At 57.1% G+C, this 18,708-nt stretch carries 21 protein-coding genes and 1 other RNA gene; 7 read left to right on the top strand and 15 right to left on the bottom strand.

The window, feature by feature from the left end; all coding sequences use genetic code 11:
* From lpxA to GOW56_RS01400, 15 genes are all read right to left on the bottom strand, one after another.
* The gene (gene lpxA / locus GOW56_RS01465) at nt 1-786 is read right to left on the bottom strand and encodes an acyl-ACP--UDP-N-acetylglucosamine O-acyltransferase (RefSeq protein WP_171116000.1); all 786 of its coding nucleotides are present in this window, start codon (nt 784-786) and stop codon (nt 1-3) included.
* The gene (gene fabZ, locus GOW56_RS01460) at nt 783-1,256 is read right to left on the bottom strand and encodes a 3-hydroxyacyl-ACP dehydratase FabZ (protein ID WP_152457928.1); all 474 of its coding nucleotides are present in this window, start codon (nt 1,254-1,256) and stop codon (nt 783-785) included. The genes lpxA and fabZ overlap by 4 nt, the downstream gene beginning before the upstream one ends.
* A 73-nt stretch (nt 1,257-1,329) precedes the next feature.
* Nucleotides 1,330-1,845: an OmpH family outer membrane protein gene (locus tag GOW56_RS01455; protein ID WP_254447148.1), complete on the bottom strand. Its 516-nt coding sequence runs from the start codon at nt 1,843-1,845 to the stop codon at nt 1,330-1,332.
* Nucleotides 1,846-1,914: 69 nt separating this feature from the next.
* On the bottom strand, nt 1,915-4,167 hold the full coding sequence (gene bamA / locus GOW56_RS01450) for an outer membrane protein assembly factor BamA (RefSeq protein ID WP_371807866.1): 2,253 nt from the start codon (nt 4,165-4,167) through the stop codon (nt 1,915-1,917).
* A 235-nt stretch (nt 4,168-4,402) separates the two neighbouring features.
* Complete coding sequence (locus GOW56_RS21980; protein ID WP_256367495.1) at nt 4,403-4,531, bottom strand: hypothetical protein; 129 nt, start codon at nt 4,529-4,531, stop codon at nt 4,403-4,405.
* Between the two features lie 78 nt (nt 4,532-4,609).
* Nucleotides 4,610-5,962 carry an RIP metalloprotease RseP gene (gene rseP / locus GOW56_RS01445; protein WP_171204727.1) on the bottom strand — a complete coding sequence of 451 codons (1,353 nt, stop codon included), beginning with the start codon at nt 5,960-5,962 and terminating at the stop codon, nt 4,610-4,612.
* Nucleotides 5,963-5,966: 4 nt separating this feature from the next.
* Nucleotides 5,967-7,139 carry a 1-deoxy-D-xylulose-5-phosphate reductoisomerase gene (gene dxr / locus GOW56_RS01440; protein WP_171204726.1) on the bottom strand — a complete coding sequence of 391 codons (1,173 nt, stop codon included), beginning with the start codon at nt 7,137-7,139 and terminating at the stop codon, nt 5,967-5,969.
* Entirely contained in the window at nt 7,139-7,921 is a 783-nt protein-coding gene (locus GOW56_RS01435; RefSeq protein ID WP_170344370.1) for a phosphatidate cytidylyltransferase, read from the bottom strand. The genes dxr and GOW56_RS01435 overlap by 1 nt, the downstream gene beginning before the upstream one ends.
* Nucleotides 7,918-8,649 (bottom strand): isoprenyl transferase, encoded by a 732-nt coding sequence (locus GOW56_RS01430; RefSeq protein WP_170344372.1) that lies wholly within the window; start codon nt 8,647-8,649, stop codon nt 7,918-7,920. Before GOW56_RS01430 ends, GOW56_RS01435 begins: the two co-directional genes overlap by 4 nt.
* 9 nt (nt 8,650-8,658) lie before the next feature.
* Nucleotides 8,659-9,222 carry a ribosome recycling factor gene (frr, locus tag GOW56_RS01425; protein WP_171116013.1) on the bottom strand — a complete coding sequence of 188 codons (564 nt, stop codon included), beginning with the start codon at nt 9,220-9,222 and terminating at the stop codon, nt 8,659-8,661.
* A gap of 181 nt (nt 9,223-9,403) precedes the next feature.
* Nucleotides 9,404-10,399, bottom strand: coding sequence for an acryloyl-CoA reductase (acuI, locus tag GOW56_RS01420; protein ID WP_171204725.1), 996 nt, complete (start codon nt 10,397-10,399; stop codon nt 9,404-9,406).
* Nucleotides 10,400-10,488: 89 nt separating this feature from the next.
* A complete protein-coding gene (locus tag GOW56_RS01415) occupies nt 10,489-11,592 on the bottom strand; it encodes a dimethylsulfoniopropionate demethylase (RefSeq protein ID WP_171204724.1) in 1,104 nt (367 codons plus the stop codon).
* Nucleotides 11,593-12,123: a DinB family protein gene (locus GOW56_RS01410; protein WP_371807865.1), complete on the bottom strand. Its 531-nt coding sequence runs from the start codon at nt 12,121-12,123 to the stop codon at nt 11,593-11,595.
* Nucleotides 12,120-12,824: a DUF1326 domain-containing protein gene (locus GOW56_RS01405; protein ID WP_152457918.1), complete on the bottom strand. Its 705-nt coding sequence runs from the start codon at nt 12,822-12,824 to the stop codon at nt 12,120-12,122. The genes GOW56_RS01410 and GOW56_RS01405 overlap by 4 nt, the downstream gene beginning before the upstream one ends.
* 4 nt (nt 12,825-12,828) lie before the next feature.
* Nucleotides 12,829-13,593, bottom strand: coding sequence for a DUF2182 domain-containing protein (locus GOW56_RS01400; RefSeq protein ID WP_171205023.1), 765 nt, complete (start codon nt 13,591-13,593; stop codon nt 12,829-12,831).
* 115 nt (nt 13,594-13,708) lie between these two features.
* Here GOW56_RS01400 and GOW56_RS01395 point away from each other — a divergent pair, with 115 nt between their 5' ends.
* The 7 genes from GOW56_RS01395 (at nt 13,709) to GOW56_RS01365 (ending at nt 18,632) form a co-directional block, all read left to right on the top strand.
* Nucleotides 13,709-14,440 (top strand): FadR/GntR family transcriptional regulator, encoded by a 732-nt coding sequence (locus GOW56_RS01395; protein ID WP_171116021.1) that lies wholly within the window; start codon nt 13,709-13,711, stop codon nt 14,438-14,440.
* Nucleotides 14,441-14,557: 117 nt separating this feature from the next.
* Entirely contained in the window at nt 14,558-15,958 is a 1,401-nt protein-coding gene (locus GOW56_RS01390; protein WP_152457916.1) for a selenium-binding protein SBP56-related protein, read from the top strand.
* 13 nt (nt 15,959-15,971) lie between these two features.
* Complete coding sequence (locus GOW56_RS01385) at nt 15,972-16,625, top strand: hypothetical protein (RefSeq protein WP_171204723.1); 654 nt, start codon at nt 15,972-15,974, stop codon at nt 16,623-16,625.
* Nucleotides 16,626-16,684: 59 nt separating this feature from the next.
* Nucleotides 16,685-17,335, top strand: a complete 651-nt coding sequence (locus tag GOW56_RS01380; protein WP_171204722.1) for a TenA family protein — start codon at nt 16,685-16,687, stop codon at nt 17,333-17,335.
* A gap of 17 nt (nt 17,336-17,352) precedes the next feature.
* Complete coding sequence (locus GOW56_RS01375; RefSeq protein ID WP_152457913.1) at nt 17,353-17,715, top strand: DUF4345 family protein; 363 nt, start codon at nt 17,353-17,355, stop codon at nt 17,713-17,715.
* 36 nt (nt 17,716-17,751) lie between these two features.
* Nucleotides 17,752-18,099, top strand: a transfer-messenger RNA (tmRNA) gene (gene ssrA / locus GOW56_RS01370).
* Between the two features lie 101 nt (nt 18,100-18,200).
* On the top strand, nt 18,201-18,632 hold the full coding sequence (locus tag GOW56_RS01365; protein ID WP_171116031.1) for an ester cyclase: 432 nt from the start codon (nt 18,201-18,203) through the stop codon (nt 18,630-18,632).
* Nucleotides 18,633-18,708 lie beyond the last annotated feature (76 nt).

Raw genomic sequence — 18,708 nt, 5'->3', positions numbered from 1 at the left:
CTATTTCCTCGGGGTCAGGAAGGATCGGTCACTGTGGCCGGTGACGAAATCCACGATCTGCTGCACATAGTCGCTTTCGTTGCCTTCACCGATCCGGCTGGCGCGATCCATAAAGGTGCCTTCGCCGTCGGACAATTCCTTGAAGGCCGCACGCAGCGCCGAGATATCTTCACGCGATACACCCTTGCGCTTGAGACCGACGAGGTTTAGGCCATCCAGCTCACCCCTCGACGCCTGTACCAGACCGTAAGGAATAACATCTTTCGGCACCATGGTCAGCGCGCCAATAATGGCCCCGCGTCCAACGCGCACCCATTGATGCAACCCCGAAATGCCACCGACGATCACGTCGTCTTCGACGATGCAATGCCCCGCCGCGCCGGCATGGTTCACCATGATCACACGGCTGCCGATCTGAACGTCATGGGCCACGTGAACACCCGCCATCAACAGACAGTCGTCACCGATCCGCGTGACCCCTCCGCCACCTTCCGTCCCGGTATTGATTGTCACATGCTCGCGAATGCGGTTGCGTTTGCCAATCTCAAGTCGGGTGTTTTCGCCACTGAATTTCAGATCCTGAGGGATCTCACCAATCACCGAGAAATTGAACACAACGGTATCATCGCCGATAGAGGTGTCGCCCGTCACGACCACATGCGATTTCAACTCGACCCGATCGCCTAGTTTCACCTGTGGGCCCACGTGGCAGAAGGGACCGATGATACAATCCTGTCCAATCTGCGCACCATCTTCAATAATTGCGCTGGGATGGACTCCGTTCATGTTGTTTTTTCCATATCCCAGTCGACATAGGCCGAGAATTCCGCCTCGGCGGCGACTTCGCCTTCGACAGTTGCACGGCCGCTGAATTTGAACAGCTTTCCGCCTTTTTTCCCACGTACGGTTTCCACATGCATTTCCAGCACATCACCGGGCACAACCTTGCGGCGGAATTTGCACTTGTCGATGCTCATGAAGTAAATCAACAGTTCGGTGTCGATGACGTCCATTCCCACACCCAGCATCACACCGGCGGTCTGCGCCATTGCCTCGACGATGGTGACACCCGGCATGATCGGCGTACCGGGGAAATGCCCCTGAAAATGTGGTTCGTTCATGGTGACGTTCTTGATTCCACGCGCCGACTGATAGCCCGAGATATCTACCACCTTGTCGACCAGCAAAAACGGATAGCGGTGCGGCAGGATCCTCTGGATCAGCTGAATGTCTGCGCTTTTGGTTTCAGTGCTCATGATGCAGATATCCCGTTTTGGATGTTTCTTTTTTTGCGTGGTTAGCAATACAGCATTGCAAGGGCAAGCGAACCTATTCGCCCTGAACCTCTTGCAAATCGCTTCCGTCACCAATCGCGGCGTTTATTCGGATGATTGCGGCTTCGGTGATGTCGGACGTGCTGACGACGACATTGGATCGCTCGATCATCACGCTGGCCCCAATTTCGCGCAACAGATCGACAAGCACCGGGCGCACAATCTCGGAAAAGGTCTGCTGGGCTTCTTCGCTGCGACGGGCCAGAACATCCAGCTTTGCCCTTTGCCCCTCGCGATGGGACTGAACCTTGAGATCAAACGCCTCGGCCAGGGGGCGGAACTCGTCGGCCGACATGGTGGCGCGCTGCTCGGTGAGTTCCTTTTCTTCGCGGCTCAGTTCCGCGACAATCCGTTGGTTTTCTTCGGCCAGTAAGGCGCTTTCCTTTTCAATTTCGCGAAAAACGCGCTGTCCAAAGGCGGACTTGGCAAACAGCTCTTCACTGGACAGGGTGACAACACTGGCTTGTGGCACACCAAGCTGCTGTGCATTTGCCAAAGGCGCCGAGACCATCGTCACAAATGCGCACAGGGCCCAAAGCGGGCCCCGTGCTCTGCCAAGCAATCTGTTCAGCATCGCGGATCAGAACCGGGCCTGGATCGTGAAGTCAAAGTTCTGCTCCTTGTCGAAAGATTCTTTCTTGAGAGGCTGCGAGAAGTTGAACTGCAACGGCCCGAATGGAGTTTCCCAGAGCACCGAAATCCCAATCACGTGCCGGATCGATCCGTTTGCACCGACAATAGTTGCACCTGCCGTATTGACGTTGTCGATGTTGTAGAGGTTGCCAACATCATAGAACAAGCCACCGCGCAGACCGAGTTCCTCGGGAAGACCCAGCGGGAAGTCGGTTTCGAAACGGGCAACCCAGTAGTAGTTGCCCCCGATCGCGTCATCCTGACCGTTGGACAGGTCACGCGGTCCGATACCCGCAGGTTCGAAACCCCGGAAAGTATTGGGGCCCAGCACAAACCGGTCAACGGTACGGCTGAAATCGTTTCCGCGCCAGTGCAGAGCGCCCAGTTCCATCGTTGCCCGAAGCACCACCTCTTCGTTCCAAACCCGGGTTTGCGCGATGCCACGTGCCGTGGTCTTGAAGAATTTGTTGTCCCCACCAAGTCCGGCGGCATCAACACCTACTTCAAACAGAACGCCAGTGTTGGGGTCCAGGCCGCCGAGACGGCTGTCATAAATGTAGGACAGTCCCAAGGAACTGGACGTCCGTTTGCCCTGCGCAATTTCAGAAGAAATCACCGCACCGTTAACTTCATTGTCCTGCTGCGTCATCTCGCTGCGGTCCCAGCCATAGCGAACCCGCAGAGCCGACAATTCACCAATCGCGTAGGTCAGCTGCGGTGCAAAGAAAAGACTGCTTGTGTCGTAGCTTGCAAACCCGGAATTGGTAGCCGACAGCCCCAGACCAAGGTCAAAGCGCAGCTTGCGGCCCAGCAGATAGGGCTCTGTAAAGCTGAGCGTATATTGTTCCGAGTCCTGCGCGGTGGAGATCGAGACACCAAGGTTCTGGCCACGGCCCAGGAAGTTGGATTCGTTCAGACCAATTGCAATCCCGAAACCGTCCGTAACCGAGTAGCTGCCTCCAAGGCTCAGCGAGCCGGTGGGTTGTTCTTCAACGTCTACATCCAGAATGACCTGGCTAGGCGACGATCCCTCGCGTGGTTCGACTTCGGCGACAGCAAAGAAGCCCAAGGCATTGATACGCTCCGCAGCCTGGCGGATTTCGCGTGGATTGAACGGGTCACCTTCGACAGTGTCAAACTGCCGGCGGATCACTCGGTCCAGGGTGGTTGTGTTGCCTTCAATATCGATCCGCTCGACAAAGATCCGAGGACCTTTTGTCAGAACAAATTCGACATCCAAAGTCAGATCGCGGTCATTGCGCGTAACACGGGGTTCCACCCGAAGGAAATCCACGCCTTGCTTCAGGCCCAGTCGCTCTTGTCTAGTAATCGAGTTTTCAACAAGCGTCGGCGTATATGTCACGCCGGGTTTGATCTTCAGCGCGTCCTGATAAGGTGCCGGATCGACGCCCGGAATTTCGCTGACGGTCGTGATTTTACCGAACGAGAATTTTTGGCCCTCGGTTACATTCATCACCAGGAAAAAAGCATCCCTTTCACGGGTAAACTCGACGTTGGCGCTGTTCACACGGAAGTCGACATAGCCTCGTGAAAGGTAGAAATCCCGAATGACTTGCTTGTCGAACTCGATACGATCGCCGATGAACGTGTCGTTCCGGAAGAACGTCCGCAGGAAGGTTGCCTGCTTGGTTTCCAGAACGCGGCGCAAACGACGGTCCGAAAAGGCACGGTTGCCAACAAAACTGACACGTTCCACTTCAATGGTCGTGCCTTCTGCCACTTCAAAAACCAGATCAACTCGATTGTCGCTACGGCGGATAATCCGAGGGATTACGGTCGCGGCAACTCGGCCTTGGGCTGAATACACTTCAGCAATCATGTCAGCGTCAGACTCGGCCAACTGCGGGGTAAAGACGCGGCGCGGCTGAGATTCGATAACGTCCAACAACACGTCGTCTTTGACACGGGCGTTACCCTCGATGCTGATCTGATTGATCGTCGGATATTCCTGAACCGTGATGACCAGCGTAGACCCCCGCGGCGTCAGCTCAACTGTTTCAAATACACCACTGTCAAGCAAACGCTGATAGGCATCATTGAGCTGGCCAGCAGTTACGGTCTGGCCAGGTTCGATTCCCGTTCGGGCGATGATCGTACCGGTTTCAATCCGGCGATTGCCCTCAACGTCAAACGAATTGATCGTGAAATTTTGCGCCAGTGCTGCATGCGGAAAAGTCATTAAGCTTGCAGCAACAAAAAGGAAAAGAACCGCTAGCGCCTGCCACAAAATATTGTTTGTTGGCATTTGCTGCCCGCAGGATGTGCCCGCCCCTCGCCTGTCAGTCATTTTATGCTCTACCCAGAATTTAAGACTTTAATGCTGAGTAGCGGGATTGAATGAGCTTGTCAAAAGGCGAAATAGAAGCAGCCGCGAAGACTGCCATTCAAATTGACGACGTTAATTTCGGTAAGAATCACATGGCCGCCAGATAGGCGGCACCTGCCATGGCCAACGCCGTAACCGCAAAGCTCAGCAGAACATCCCAATTCAGCACGAACAGGAAGCTAAAGCTCTGATACGATTTTTTCAGCGTTTTGGTCATGGCTTTTCCCTCAGACGCAAAAACCATAACGTCAAAATGAGGCAATATTGCGGCCCAATCTTGCGCCGCGCGCCACAATTAGCAGAACAAATCGTTGCTCACTGAAAACAGCATGAGGGTGAGAATTAAGGTGATCCCTACCCCCATGAGCACCCGCAAGGCCCCATCACTGGGTGGTTTCCCTGCAATGGCTTCATAGGCGTAGAACACGAGATGCCCGCCATCCAATGCCGGGATCGGAAACAGGTTCAGCAATCCGACCGCCGTCGACAGAACCGCGATGAAGAAAATGAAGTTCTGCGCCCCCTGACTGGCCATTGCCCCCGAGGTTTCGGCGATTCCGATCGGCCCCGATATGTTGCAGGTGCTGATTGCTCCTGTCACCATGTGCCAAATACCCGACAGCGACCCTTCGATAATGCGGCCCGTCTGTCTGACACCGCCGGTCAGTGAATCCAGAATACCAGCCGGTTCAGTTGCCGGCTCCAGCATCATGCCCCCGATGATCCCAATCCGCCAATGGGTGACGAATCCGCCATCCGGCTGAGGTTCATCCGTGCGTCGGGGGGCCAATGCGAATTCCAGCTCGGACCCTTCCCGCCAGACGTCCAACAGCAGAACCCGGCCATCGGACCCTTCGACAAAATCCTTCAGCTGCTCGAAGGCAAAGATCGGTTCTCCGTTCACCGCAGTGATGACATCGCCTTGTTTCAGTTGGATATCCATCGCCGCGCTGCGTGGGGCCACTTGGCGGATCAGGGGTGGAAACATCCATGGTGCTTGTACATCCAGGGTTTCACCATCCCGGTTCACCGTGTAATCCAGAACCGGTTCCACAGGCAGCGCCTCGATAAAGTCCTGCCAGGCGCCCTCTTCATCATAGTCAGGTGTCGGGATACCGGCGATTGCGGTGATCACATCACCTTCTCTCAGCTCCTGCACAGTGCCCGGCAAGGGTTGCAACGATCCAACTGTAAGCGGCTCTTTCGATACGCCCTGTGACCAGAAAATCAGGCCAAACACCAGAATGGACATGACGAAGTTGAAGACAGGTCCGGCCGCGACCGTTGCGGCCCGTGCCCACAAAGGGGCACCGTGCATGGTGCGGCGCAGCTCTTCCGGGCTTTGGGTGGCGATGCCTTCCATCGCCTTTTCATCCTTACCCGATGCTGCATTGGCATCGCCCAGGAACTTCACATACCCCCCAAACGGCAGCAACGCGATCTGCCATCTGGTCCCCCGTTTGTCGACACGGCTCCAGAGAACCGGGCCGAACCCGATCGAGAACACTTCGGCATGGATACCGGACCAACGCCCCACAATGTAGTGGCCGTATTCGTGCACCGCGACGATGACCGACAATGCGACGACAAACGCAACTATCGTCCAGAGAAGATTGCCAAATTGCGGGATTAGGGAAAGTACGTCCAAAATTCTATCCTGCTCGTTCCACCACAGCGTCATCGACCCACTGACGTGCCAGATGGTCTGTTTGCTGTACGTTATCAAGGGTCATAGGGGCATCAATAAGGCTGTCTGACGCGTCGAACCTGTCGAGAACCGCGGCGACGGCATCAGCCATATCCAGAAATCCGGTCCGGCGCGCGATGAAATGATCCAGCGCACGTTCCTTCGCGGCGTTGAAAACAGCACCCGCCAGACCGCCACGCGCCATCACGTCCCGGGCCAGTTTCAATGCGGGATAACGTGCCAGATCCGGCGCGTTGAAACGCAACTGCCCCAGCTTGGCCAAATCAAGGCGCTGTATCGGCAATTCCCGTCTTTCGGGCCAATGCAGCGCGTAACCGATGGCGTGGCGCATATCGGGTGCCCCCATATGGGCCATCATCGCACCATCACGATAACCGACCAGGGCGTGTACTATGGATTCCGGATGCACCAGCACTTCGATCTGATCCGGTTCGACACCGAAATATTCTTTTGTTTCGATGACTTCTAACGCTTTGTTGAACATCGATGCGCTGTCGATGGTGATACGCTGCCCCATATCCCAATTCGGATGGCTGGAGGCTTGTTCAACGGTCGCGTTCACCAGTTCTCTCAGGGGCCAATCTCGGAACGCCCCGCCGCTGGCGGTGATGATCACACGCTCGACTGTTTCGACGTCTTCACCGACCAAAGCCTGAAACACCGCCGAATGTTCGCTGTCGACCGGCAGCAATCGCGCGCCATGCTGTTTGGCCGTTTCCAGAACCAATGATCCTGCGCAGACCAATGTCTCTTTGTTTGCCAGTGCAAGGGTTGTGCCCTGTTTCAACGCCTCGATGCCCGGCGCCAACCCGGCCGAGCCGACAATGGCCGACATGATCCAATCCGCCGGACGTGCCGCAGCCTCGACGATGGCGCGCGGGCCCGCAGCCGCCTCGACGTCACTGCCGGCCAAAGCGGAACGCAGGTCATCAAGCCGGTCTTCATGAGCGGTGACGGCAATATCGGCATCGAGCCGACGCGCGTCATCCGCAAGCCTTTGAATATTGGCACCACCGGTCAATGCCACGACGTCATACTCGGACGGTGCGCGCGAAATCAGATCAATCGTGTTCTGCCCGATCGACCCGGTGGCTCCAAAAACAGATACCTTTCGCATTACATTTCACCCGGCGAATAGATCAGCCCCGCGATAAGAACAAACAGCGCGGCCCCCATCATGCCATCGAACCGATCCAGAAAGCCGCCATGGCCCGGTATCAGGTTCGAACTGTCTTTGACACCGAACTTGCGCTTGACCGCGCTTTCAACAATATCACCAGCCTGACTTGCCATTGAAGCCAAAACGGAAACAACGACAAAAGCGAATCCAAAGCCGGCCATGCTTGCAAAAACCGCGCCGACACATGCCGCGGCGGCCCACCCGCCGGCGGTTCCCGACCACGTCTTCTTCGGGCTGACTTTGGGCCAGAACTTCGGGCCGCCAACCGCCTTGCCTACGAAATAGCCCGCGACATCCGTGGCGACCACGACCGCGATCAGCCAAACCATCCAGCCAAAACCGAAGCTTTCCCGGATCGAAATGAAACCCAGCCCGGCCCCGACGATCCAGACCACAAACAGCCCGAACAGTACCTTCGAGCGACTGATCTGCCCCACACCCACAAGCGCTGGCGCGAGTACGACCGGCAAAGTATAAATCGGCGGCAGATGATAGCTGAGAACCACGGTGACGCTTGTCAGAATTCCCAATTGCACGGCCACGCCGCGGGCCTGCGGGTCGATCATCCGAACCAATTCCCACGTCATCAGACCACAGGCTGCGGCGATGAAGGTTTCGAACCACCACCCGCCAAGCCAGACCTCGATTGATCCGATCACGACCAGAACAGCAGCGGAAAGAACCCGTGTTGTCAGGTCAGACCATCGGCCGTCTCTCATGCCAGAACCGCTCCGAACCGCCGATCTCTTGAGCCGTAATTCTGGCACAGACGGGCCAGTTCATCAGCGGTGAAGTCCGGCCAGAGGGTATCGATGAATTCGTATTCCGAGTAAGCCGACTGCCACAGAAGAAAATTTGAAATCCGCGCTTCACCGCTGGTTCGAATCACAAGGTCGGGATCAGGAAGAACACGCGTATCCAGATACTTGGGAAGGGTTTCTTCATCCACCTCTTCGGGTTTCAGCCGCCCTTCTGCCACATCCCGCGCCAGACGCTTGGTGGCGCGCGCGACCTCGTCGCGCCCACCGTAATTCAGCGCGACGGTCAAATGAACCAGATCGTTGTTTTTGGTTTCTTCTTCCAGCGAGTCCATCAATTCGATCAACTTGGAATCCAGTCGGACCCGGTCTCCGATGAACCGAACCCGGATGCCATTATCCGCAAGTGTCCGGGTTTCCTTGATGATATAGCGGCGGAACAGGTTCATCAGGCCGGCCACCTCGACCTGGGTCCGCTTCCAGTTTTCGGTCGAAAAAGCGAACACTGTCAGGTACTTGATCCCCAAACCTGGGCAGGCCTCGACAACCTCGCGCACGCGCCGCGCACCGGCATGGTGGCCGAACAGCCGGGGACGGCCGCGCGCCTGCGCCCAACGACCATTGCCATCCATGATGATGGCCACATGGCGCGGGCCGGACTCCAGCTCGGTTTGCGGGTCTTTTGGCATCAGTTCGGCTCAGACCTGCATGATTTCGGCTTGCTTGGTTTCGAGCGCAGCATCTACGGCCTTGATCATCTCATCCGTCATGTCCTGAACTTCACTTTCCCAAAGCTTCTGGTCATCTTCCGACATGCCGTCCGCCTTGGCCTTCTTGATCTGATCCATGCCATCGCGACGCACGTTCCGGATCGCAATGCGCGCGTTTTCTGCGTAGTGACCGGCGACCTTGCTCAACTCGCGGCGACGTTCTTCGTTCAACTCGGGTATCGGCAGCATTATGATGGTGCCGTTCAATTGCGGATTGATCCCAAGGCCGCTTTCGCGGATGGCCTTTTCCACCTTACCCACCAGTGACTTGTCCCAGACGTTTACAGTGACCATTCGCGGTTCGGGCACGTTCACGGTGCCCACCTGGTTGATCGGTGTCATCGAACCGTAAGCGTCAACCATGACAGGTTCCAGCATCGAGGCCGAAGCACGCCCTGTTCGCAATGATGCAAATTCGGTTTTCAGATTGGCCATTGCGCCATCCATGCGGCGCTGCAGATCATCGGTGTCCAGTTCGAAGTCGTCAGACATTCTGCTCACTCCCCGTCTTCAGGTAATCTTTGGATGGGTCTTACGCCATCGCAATTGGGATGTATAGCAATCATGATCGGGAATTGTATCAATGGCCAGAGGTGTTGCGACCAATTTGGGCAAACATCTTTTCCGGAACCTGGCCGAGTTTCTTCGGCCAGGTTGAGTTCATGGGTCAGCCTCAGGCGTTCACGTCCACCACGACGCGCCCCTTGACCTGACCTTTCAGAATTTCGGCGCCCAGTTGCGGCAGATCGGACAGACCGGCCGGTTGAACCATCGCCTCAAGCTTATCCATCGGCAGATCCGTGGCGATCCGTTTCCACGCGCGCACCCTGTTGTCATAGGGCTGCATCACGCTGTCGATGCCCAAAAGGTTCACGCCGCGCAGCAGGAACGGAATCACCGTCGCAGGCAAAGCAGCGCCCCCTGCCAAACCTACCGCAGCAACTGAACATCCGTATTTCATCTGGCCCAGAACACGTGCCAGCATGGCGCCGCCCACAGCATCAACGCAGCCCGCCCATGTTTCGCTCTCAAGGGGGCGTTTTGTGGTCTCGTTCAGGTCGTCGCGCGGCACAATGGTCGTCGCACCAAGTGATTTCAGATAGTCACCGGTTTCGGGCCGTCCGGTGACCGCGGCGACCTCATAGCCCAAATTGCCAAGAATGGCCGTGGCCACCGACCCGACACCGCCCGCGGCACCGGTTACCAATACCGGTCCACGATCCGGGGTCAGCCCATGATCCTCCAGCGCCATGACCGCCAGCATCGCAGTAAACCCGGCAGTGCCCACAGCCATTGCCTGACGCGTTGTCAGCCCATCGGGCAACGGCACCAGCCAATCGGCCCGCGCGTTGGCTTTTTGCGAATAGCCGCCCCAGTGTGCCTCACCAACGCGCCATCCGGTCAGAACAACCTTGTCACCGGGTTTGTAGCGGTCATCCGATGAGGCCTCGACCGTGCCGGCGTAGTCAATGCCCGGGACATGCGGATAGGCCCGCACCAGCCCGCCCCCTTTCGGAGACAGACACAGGCCGTCCTTGTAGTTCACCGTGGAATATTCGACCGCAACCGTGACATCACCATGCGGCAGATCATCCACCGACAATTGTTTGATCGAGCCGGTGGCAAGTCCGCTCTCTTCATCCTTGTCTATCACAAGTGCATTGAACATTTGTCATTCCTTTCGTGTTCAGCGACCAGCCCATGTCGTCAGCTGGTTCAAAATATCCCGAGGTCGACGCGGCAGCGTCCTTGATTCTGCTAGATCCAGAAATGCGATTGCACGGTCGCGCGGCGCATCCCAGCCGGTGTTTCCACTTCCAGTTCCGTCCCGGCATCCCAATGGCTCAGGCGCACCATACCGATCGCCACATTGGTTTCAAAATCCGGAGACCAAGCCGCCGATGTCACCTGCCCCACGCGCTTGTCGCTTGCAAACAGGTCCCAGGGACGATCGCAACCCGGTACCGGATCACCGGCGATGGCGATTGGCCGGATTTGCTGCACCGGCCCTTCCTTGGCGACACGCAACAGGGCATCCCGACCGATACAGCCAATCGCAGTATGCGTGTTGCAGAACTTTCCCAGACCGCATTCATGCGGGGTATTGTCGTCGGTCATGTCGTTCCCATAGGACAACAGCCCGCCCTCAATGCGTTCGATCAGGTTCGGGCAGCCCGCGCGCACGTTCAGGTCTTGGCCGGCGGCAAACAGGGCGTTCCACAAAGGCATGCCGATATCGCCACCTTCCACGTATATCTCGAAACCACCCTGTTTCGAATAACCGGATCGCGCGACGGCCAGATCGCGCCCCTCGAACTCGAACATGTCGAATTTGAAGAAACGGATGTCGCGCACTCGGTCCCCGAAGACACGAGCCATCAGCTCGTCCGCCTTTGGGCCCTGAACGGCAAGCGGCGACACGTCCGGTTCATCCACCAGCACATCCAGACGGTACCCAACGGCGATACCCTTGACCCACAGCAACAGATCACTGTCGGCAATCGAGATCCACCATCGGTCTTCGGACAGCTTCACCGCCACCGGGTCGTTCAGCATGCCGCCGGTTTCGTCAACGATCGGCACATAGAAACATTGCCCCGGCAGCATACCGCGCAGATCGCGCGGGGTCAGCATCTGCATCAGACGCGCAGCATCAGGGCCACGCAATTCAACCTGCCGCTCGCACGACACATCCCAGACCTGCACATGGGTCTTCAGATGCCGGTAATCGGCTTCAACACTTTCAAAAACCGTCGGCAACAACATACGGTTGTAGACCGTATAGCCCTTGACCCCGGCAGCTTCGACTCCTTCAGAGAACGGAGTGCGCCGCAAGCGGCGTGAGGCGGAAATCTGCGGCATTCATACCTCCTGCGGCATAAAGACGATATCACTGACAGGCGCTTCCGAGCCCGTCTCGGTCAGCATTTTGTGCACTTGTCCCCTGTGATGGGTCTGATGATTGAAGAAATGGATCACGCACAGCGCGTAAGGCATTGTGACATCAGCCTCTTTTGCGGCGGAATACCACGTGAACGATCCGGTCAGCGGATCATCCCCCAGCCCTTCTGCCCAGTTCAGGATACGCGCATCGATCTTTTCGCGTAACGCCAACCAGCTTTGCAGATCCGGGCACAGGTATACGCTTTCATGGATACCTCCGCCTGCCTTGAGAATATTGCCATCTGGCCCGTCGCGCTTTTCGAAACGCGACATCCACATCCAGTCGCCCCATAGCAGATGGTTCACCGTGCCCATGATCGAGCCAAAGAACGCCCCGCGTTCAAGGGTCAGCTCCTTCGGTGTCAGAGATTGCAAAAACTCTGCCAACTGTTTGTTCTGCCAGTGATTGTAACGCGCCATTTCCTGCGCATACCCACCCGTGATCATCATTTGGGCCCGTGCCAGTCGATCGGGCAGATCTCTGCGGACTTGCCGCCAAAGTCCCAGACCCGGCCATAGTCGCGCACCTTCGATTTGGTGCCACGCGCCACGATGATGTCAGGTCCCATCCAGTATTTGGAATTTGAGACCATCACCGGATGCTCCGGGTCCTTGCCCGCAAGCATCTCGATCTCTCCCTGGATTTTGCGACCAATCGCGATCCGACGTTTGTTTCCGTCGCGCTCAATCTGGACCGGCGCCCGTTCCGCACCAATGATCTCGCTGACCAGCATGGTAAACAGACCGGTCGTGCCGCCCGCCTGACCGCTGAAGATTTGCAACAAACCGTTATAAGCTTTGCCGCTTGCGCGCTCGTCGACATAAGCGGCGACTTTCCACTGGCCTTCCCCCATCCGGCCCGGAATATCGACCAGCAAGCCGACATTCAGACCCGACAGATCCTCGCCTTCATAGTGGCCTTCATCAACGATGATGCCCATCCAAGCATGGCAGTGACCTTCCGTCGGGGGATGTGCGCCCAGCGACACCACGCAGGGGCAAAACACGTCACATGAACAGTTCAGGATCAACTCGCCCTTGATGGCCCATTCCGTCGGGCTCATCTCTCGCCGCTTGGGATTGGGCATGCGGCTGTCGATGCGCTGGCTGACGGGCAGCCGGTCGGCGTCTGGTTTTCTGTTTTTAGCCATTGGCTTATCCTCCGTAGCTAATTAGATACACGAGCAGGACAAGACCGCCCGCAATCAACACAAACCCCATTGGACGGGTCACGGCGTGCCCGATCTGAGGAAGTTTCTCCAAAACCATGAACAGGGTCGCGAGCCCCATCCACAACAGGCTCATAACACCGCCGACAAAGCCGAGTGCCATAAAGCCCCAGCAACAGCCGACGCAAAAGGCGCCAAGACCCAGGCCCATGCGCACGCCACCTGCAAAACCGGTTCTCCAATGTCCCAGGAAATAGGTCATCGGGGCATGGCAGACACCGTGGCACACCTCTTTGGCGCGGGAAAACTGAAAGGCGCCCACGGCAATCATCAAGCCGCCCGCGACCCATCCGGATTTGGCAATTCCCAGCATATCGACAACACCGCCAAACAGCAGAACCAACTGAATTCCTGCGATCACGGCCGCAAACCCGACCCAGACGATGGAATACCCGGCCAGAACCCCCAGCCAGCCGGCGCGGCTGCCATTTGCGCTGCGGATCAGGTCATCGTAACTGCGCAGGGTCGGGATCAGGGTCGGCAGCATCATGGCCGCCATCATGATCGCCCACATTGAAAACAGCGGCCCGAACTCGGCCATGGGCATGTACATATCCATGCGCGGATCCATCGCGGCCATCGCCTGCCCCATCGGCCCCGGACGGCCGATCAGATCAAGGTCCATGTCCCGGCTCATCGAGAACATGACCCACCACGCCCACAAGATCAGAACATAAAAGCCCAGCCACATTCCGCTGCGCAGCCACGTACGACTCACTTCGGCCTCCCGACTCAACTCCCTTGCTTTTCAAATGTCAGACTTTTAAATGTCAGACAAATAAAAATTTGCCCAAGGTCGTCTGAAGATGAAAACCGCGCCCCGGAAAACCGCAGACCTGTCTGCCCAGATCGCCCAGGCCATTCGGGATGCGATCGTATCGGGTGAACTGATCGTGGACGCGCGCCTGCCGTCCGAAGCCGAACTGTCGGATCAGTTCCAGGTCTCTCGCCCGACCGTACGTGAGGCATTGAAACGGCTGGCCGCGCAATCCTTGATCCGCACGCAACGCGGCGCTTCTGGCGGAGCGTTCGTGAATCGCCTGAGCTTTGAGGATGCCTATTCTCAGCAAGTCACGACTTCGACATTGCTGCTGTCGATGAATGCGGTCAGCTTCGATACCGCATGCGAGGCGCGATATGCCTTGGAAAGGGCCTGTGCGCCTTTGTCAGCGCAGCGGCGCACGGCAGATCACCTGGCGACCATGCGGGCAGAAATATTCCGCCAGTCTCAACCGGGCCTGACGGACGAAGCATTTTGCGCCTCGGACGTCACTTTTCATCGCGCTCTGGTGGATGGGGCTGGCAACCCGGTCCTGTCCTATCAGCTGGCAGGCGCCGTGGAAGCGATGCAACCGCTGATGAACATGATCACGTTTACCGCGCGATCCCGCGAAGAGATCATCGGACTGCACAGCAGAATAGTGGACGCGCTTGAGGCAAAAGACGCAGACACCGTAGACACCGCACTTATTGATCTGGAACATTACACACGACGGCTGGCCCATGACGTGGCCGAAAGCAAACGTAAACCGACCTGAGGGCCGCATTCGAAACAAGATCAGAACAAGGGGCAAAAAAGCGGGCAGATTGTCATCCGGCGCCAAGATCGGAACTCTCAATATGAATTGAAGTTCAATGACTTACGGGAGGACGTTATGAACCAAAGACCGGACCCAAGTTTTTATCCATCCGCGAAACTAGCGATGGAGGGCCCCGCTGAGACGCTTGCATTCACGCTGATGCTCAGCCCTGACTTTTCTCAACCCGACGGGCTGGCGGTTGTGAATGTCGATCCAAGCTCGGACGATTTCGGAAAGATCGTGCATCAGGTGATCATGCCCGAAAAGGGCGACGAATTTCACCACTTTGGCTGGAACGCCTGTTCTTCTTCCCTGTCGCCGCTGAGCGGTCACGCGTTTCTGGAGCGGCGCTATCTGATCATCCCGGGCATCCGGTCCAGCCGGATTTATGTCATTGACGTGAAAAACCCGCTTGAGGCCAAGATTCACAAGATCATCGAACCCGAAGAAGTCTTTGCAAAGACAGGGTATTCCCGTCCGCACACGATCCATTGCGGGCCTGAGGGCATCTATGTCAGCACCCTTGGTGGCGGCGGCCCCGACGGCACAGATGGCCCTCCGGGCATATTCATCATGGATTGCGAGACCTTCGATATCATCGGGCGCTATGAGATCGAGCGCGGCGTGCAGGACAAGCATTATGATTTCTGGTGGAACCTGCCGCGTGACTACATGGTCAGTTCCGAATGGGGGCTGCCGCCGCAATTCGAAAACGGGCTGGTGGCCGAGGATCTGCTGTCCAACAAATACGGCCACCGGATCCATTTCTGGAACCTTCGGAACCGGACGAATATTCAAACCATCGATCTGGGCGAAAACCATCAGATGGCCCTGGAAATCCGCCCCGCGCATGATCCCGTAAAACAATACGGGTTCTGCGGCGTTGTCGTCGATACGACCAACCTGCAAGGTGCGATCTTCACCTGGTGGCGCAATGATGACGGCACGTTCGAAGCCAAGAAGACCATAACAATCGATCCGCAACCCGCTGATCCTGATGATCTTCCTGACCTTCTGAAGGGCTTTTCTGCCGTTCCGCCGCTGGTTACTGATATCGACCTGAGCCTGGACGACAAGTACCTCTATGTCGCGTGCTGGGGAACCGGCGAGATGCATCAATACGATGTATCCGACCCGATGAACCCAACCCTGGCAGGCAAGGTCGAGATCGGCGGAATCGTCAAAAAGACAAAGCACCCAAATGGTCAAACCTTTGGCTATGGTCCACAGATGGTCGAAATCAGCCGCGACGGCAAACGCGTCTATTGGACCAATTCGCTCTATTCCACGTGGGACGACCAGTTCTACCCCGAGGAAGGTGGTGCGGCCATGGTCAAGGCTGATGTCGGCGAGAATGGTGGTCTGACATTGGATCCGAAGTTCTGGGTAGAGTTTCCCAAGGGCTATCGCAGCCACCAGATCCGGTTGGAAGGCGGAGACTGTTCAACCGACAGCTTCTGCTATCCGTCGGTCTGAGTTGGAATTTTTGATGTCATCAACGGCTGGCCTTTGGCTGGCCGTTGTTCTGAGCGGAGCCTATCACGGCCTGAACCCCGGCATGGGCTGGCCACTGGCAGTGTCTTCGGCTTTGATGGAACAACGCCAATCCGCGCTTTGGGGTGCACTCGCGGCTTTGGCTGGCGGGCATTTCGTGGCCATGCTCGGCGTACTTCTTCCTTTTGCCCTGATGGCCGTACTGGTCGATTATCAAAATGAAATCCGCATCGGCGCGGCTCTGGTCGTGATTGGCATGGGCCTGTACATCGCGATAACCCGCCGTCATCCCCGCTTTCTTTCGCGGATCCCGCCAAGCAGGCTTGCGCTTTGGTCTTTTCTTGTGGCGCTTGCCCACGGGGCCGCCCTGATGCTGGTTCCAATCTATCTGGGCCTGTGTGCCGTAGATGAACTGGACGCGGGCCATCAAGCGATTTCTCAGATCATGACCACGAACACCCTTTTGGTTCTGGGCGTCGCCGCGCTGCATACGGCCGCCATGGTTTTGGGTGGCGGGTTTTTGGCCTTTGCGGTCTATCGTTGGCTTGGTCTGCAATTCCTGTCGCGCAGCTGGTTCAACCTGGAGCTCGTCTGGGCCCTGAGCCTCATTCTGGTCGGTGGTCTGGGTCTTTGGTCCGCAATTGGCTGACCTTGTACTTTGTTTTGAAACGCGCTTTGTCTGCATCGAAACAAAACTGGAGCTTCCGAATGCAGGACCAAACCCGCCCAACCGAAGTGCTGCGTCAGGGCAAAATCGACGACTGGACGGCCGCCACAACCCATGCCTTCACCCGCAAACTGTCTGATGGCACCCTGCCCGAGAACAAGATGCGCTGGTATCTGCAACAGGATTATCAGTTCGTCGACGGTTTCGTGCGTCTTTTGGCCAGCGCCATCGCGCATGCGCCGACCCTTGCCGACAGCGTACCGGCCGCGCAGTTTCTGGCGGTGATCATAGGCCCCGAGAACACCTATTTCCTGCGCGCGATGGACGCTTTGGGCACTGAGCCCAGCACCGAGCCCGCGCCCGCCACACGCGCGTTTCAGGATCTGATGGCCGAAGCCGCAGCCTCTGGCCGTTATCAGAACATGCTGGCGGTACTCGTCGTGGCGGAATGGGTTTACCTGAGCTGGGCCAGCCCGGAAAACCCGCCCAAGGACGGCTTGCCGTTCTGGTTTGCGGAATGGATCACGCTACATGCGGGCGAAGGGTTCGAAAGCGTCGTGGAATATCTGCGCAGTCAGCTGGACAACGTCTGGCCGACGCTGGATGCGGCCGAACAGGCCGAGGTCACGCGACTGTTCCATCGCGCTGTCGAACTGGAACGTGATTTCTTTGACGCCGCCTACGCGGCCTGAACCATAAGGGGGCCGGAATGGTCGCAACTCTGAACGTCATCGCGGCATTGCTGACCATCGGGTTCGGCGCATTCGGGTTTCTGGCGCCGGCCCACACCGCGTCGGCCCTGGATCTGGCCCCGACCAACAGCACGATGGGGTTGTCCGAGATGCGCGCCTCGGTCGGTGGTTTGTTTGTTGTGACGGGGATTGCCGTTATCTGGCTGAACAACCCAATGGCCTATGTCATGCTGGGCATTGTCTATTCCGGTGCAGCGCTGGGCCGGTTTGTATCGGTCGCGCTGGACAATCCCCCCTTGGCCAAGGCGTTGATCTTTGGGGGAATCGAACTGGTTTTGGCCGTCTGGCTGATTGCTGCAAACTTCAACAAAGCCACCTAACAGATTGGAAATGTTAAACACGGCTGCGTTCATTCTGAGTTTGCATCCACCCATCACCTCACCTATATAAGAGTCGTCCTTCGGGACTATGGACATAAACGCGCTCGTAATAAGCGGATCGGACCCGGGGGCGGTACCCGGCGGCTCCACCAACCATCCTTCGTTTGGGGATTTTGGGGCCGAAACAGGATCGACGAACGTCTAAAGGGGTTAGCTTTGTCTCGGCTGTCTGCCACCGTTACCGGCGAAAACAGTACAATTGCAAACGACAATCGTGCTCCGGTTGCAGTTGCTGCGTAAGCAGTAGCAAGACCGAAACTTAAGCCCTTGCGCCTAGCCGCGTAAGGCGGGGTTCGCAGGTACCTGGCAACAGAAACCTGCATTAATCCCCCACATGTCTGAATTTATTTACCCGTCCCTTGGCGGATTCAGAGTTTATTCATTCCTTTTTGCCATCGTGCCAGCACTTGGACAGGAGAACTGGGATGACGAATTCAGAGATACTCAGAAAGTGGTACTCCGAGGTTTGGGAAAATGGAAACACCGAAGCAATTGATCAGTTCTTCGCACCCGAAACGATGGCCGAAGGGCTGATTCCGGAAATGCAGGTCGGTGCGGACGATTTCCGGGATCTGGTCATGGCGTTCCGCCATATTCTGGGGGACATCAAGGTCGAATTGCCCAAGATCATCGAAAACGGCGACTGGGTGTCCGCCATTCTGCATGTGCGTACTTTTCGGGCTGACAATGGCGCGCCAATGGAAGTCACCGGCCAGGTCATGGCGCGGTTCAAGGACGAAAAGATGGTTGAAGCCTACAACCATTTTGACTTCATCTCGTTTTTTGAAGAACTGGGCCAGTTTCCATCGGACACCCTGCCCGTATGCATGACCGGGCAACGTCTGGACTGGGCGTGAACCCAAAGCAATCTTGACCCCCATGACCCTTGCGCGCTAGCAATTGCCATGGGGTAAGATTGCGAACGCCCCGTGA

Origin of the sequence: Ruegeria sp. HKCCA0235A (assembly GCF_013033235.1) — a bacterium.
In the GTDB taxonomy this organism is placed as follows: Bacteria; Pseudomonadota; Alphaproteobacteria; order Rhodobacterales; family Rhodobacteraceae; genus Ruegeria.
This window is presented reverse-complemented; position numbering and strand designations above follow the sequence as displayed.

Bases quoted from the DNA above. Each gene is read 5' to 3' on its own strand.
- GOW56_RS01430 (WP_170344372.1), bottom strand. From the start codon at position 8,649: ATGCCAAAAGACCCGCAAACCGAGCTGGAGTCCGGCCCGCGCCATGTG.
- GOW56_RS01395 (WP_171116021.1), top strand. From the start codon at position 13,709: ATGAAAACCGCGCCCCGGAAAACCGCAGACCTGTCTGCCCAGATCGCC.
- GOW56_RS01405 (WP_152457918.1), bottom strand. From the start codon at position 12,824: ATGGCTAAAAACAGAAAACCAGACGCCGACCGGCTGCCCGTCAGCCAG.
- GOW56_RS01365 (WP_171116031.1), top strand. From the start codon at position 18,201: ATGACGAATTCAGAGATACTCAGAAAGTGGTACTCCGAGGTTTGGGAA.
- GOW56_RS21980 (WP_256367495.1), bottom strand. From the start codon at position 4,531: ATGACCAAAACGCTGAAAAAATCGTATCAGAGCTTTAGCTTCCTGTTC.
- GOW56_RS01390 (WP_152457916.1), top strand. From the start codon at position 14,558: ATGAACCAAAGACCGGACCCAAGTTTTTATCCATCCGCGAAACTAGCG.
- lpxA (WP_171116000.1), bottom strand. From the start codon at position 786: ATGAACGGAGTCCATCCCAGCGCAATTATTGAAGATGGTGCGCAGATT.
- acuI (WP_171204725.1), bottom strand. From the start codon at position 10,399: ATGTTCAATGCACTTGTGATAGACAAGGATGAAGAGAGCGGACTTGCC.
- GOW56_RS01455 (WP_254447148.1), bottom strand. From the start codon at position 1,845: ATGGTCTCGGCGCCTTTGGCAAATGCACAGCAGCTTGGTGTGCCACAA.
- frr (WP_171116013.1), bottom strand. From the start codon at position 9,222: ATGTCTGACGACTTCGAACTGGACACCGATGATCTGCAGCGCCGCATG.
- GOW56_RS01380 (WP_171204722.1), top strand. From the start codon at position 16,685: ATGCAGGACCAAACCCGCCCAACCGAAGTGCTGCGTCAGGGCAAAATC.
- GOW56_RS01410 (WP_371807865.1), bottom strand. From the start codon at position 12,123: ATGATGATCACGGGTGGGTATGCGCAGGAAATGGCGCGTTACAATCAC.
- GOW56_RS01435 (WP_170344370.1), bottom strand. From the start codon at position 7,921: ATGAGAGACGGCCGATGGTCTGACCTGACAACACGGGTTCTTTCCGCT.
- GOW56_RS01385 (WP_171204723.1), top strand. From the start codon at position 15,972: ATGTCATCAACGGCTGGCCTTTGGCTGGCCGTTGTTCTGAGCGGAGCC.
- GOW56_RS01415 (WP_171204724.1), bottom strand. From the start codon at position 11,592: ATGCCGCAGATTTCCGCCTCACGCCGCTTGCGGCGCACTCCGTTCTCT.
- fabZ (WP_152457928.1), bottom strand. From the start codon at position 1,256: ATGAGCACTGAAACCAAAAGCGCAGACATTCAGCTGATCCAGAGGATC.
- GOW56_RS01375 (WP_152457913.1), top strand. From the start codon at position 17,353: ATGGTCGCAACTCTGAACGTCATCGCGGCATTGCTGACCATCGGGTTC.
- GOW56_RS01400 (WP_171205023.1), bottom strand. From the start codon at position 13,593: ATGTGGCTGGGCTTTTATGTTCTGATCTTGTGGGCGTGGTGGGTCATG.
- bamA (WP_371807866.1), bottom strand. From the start codon at position 4,167: ATGACTTTTCCGCATGCAGCACTGGCGCAAAATTTCACGATCAATTCG.
- dxr (WP_171204726.1), bottom strand. From the start codon at position 7,139: ATGCGAAAGGTATCTGTTTTTGGAGCCACCGGGTCGATCGGGCAGAAC.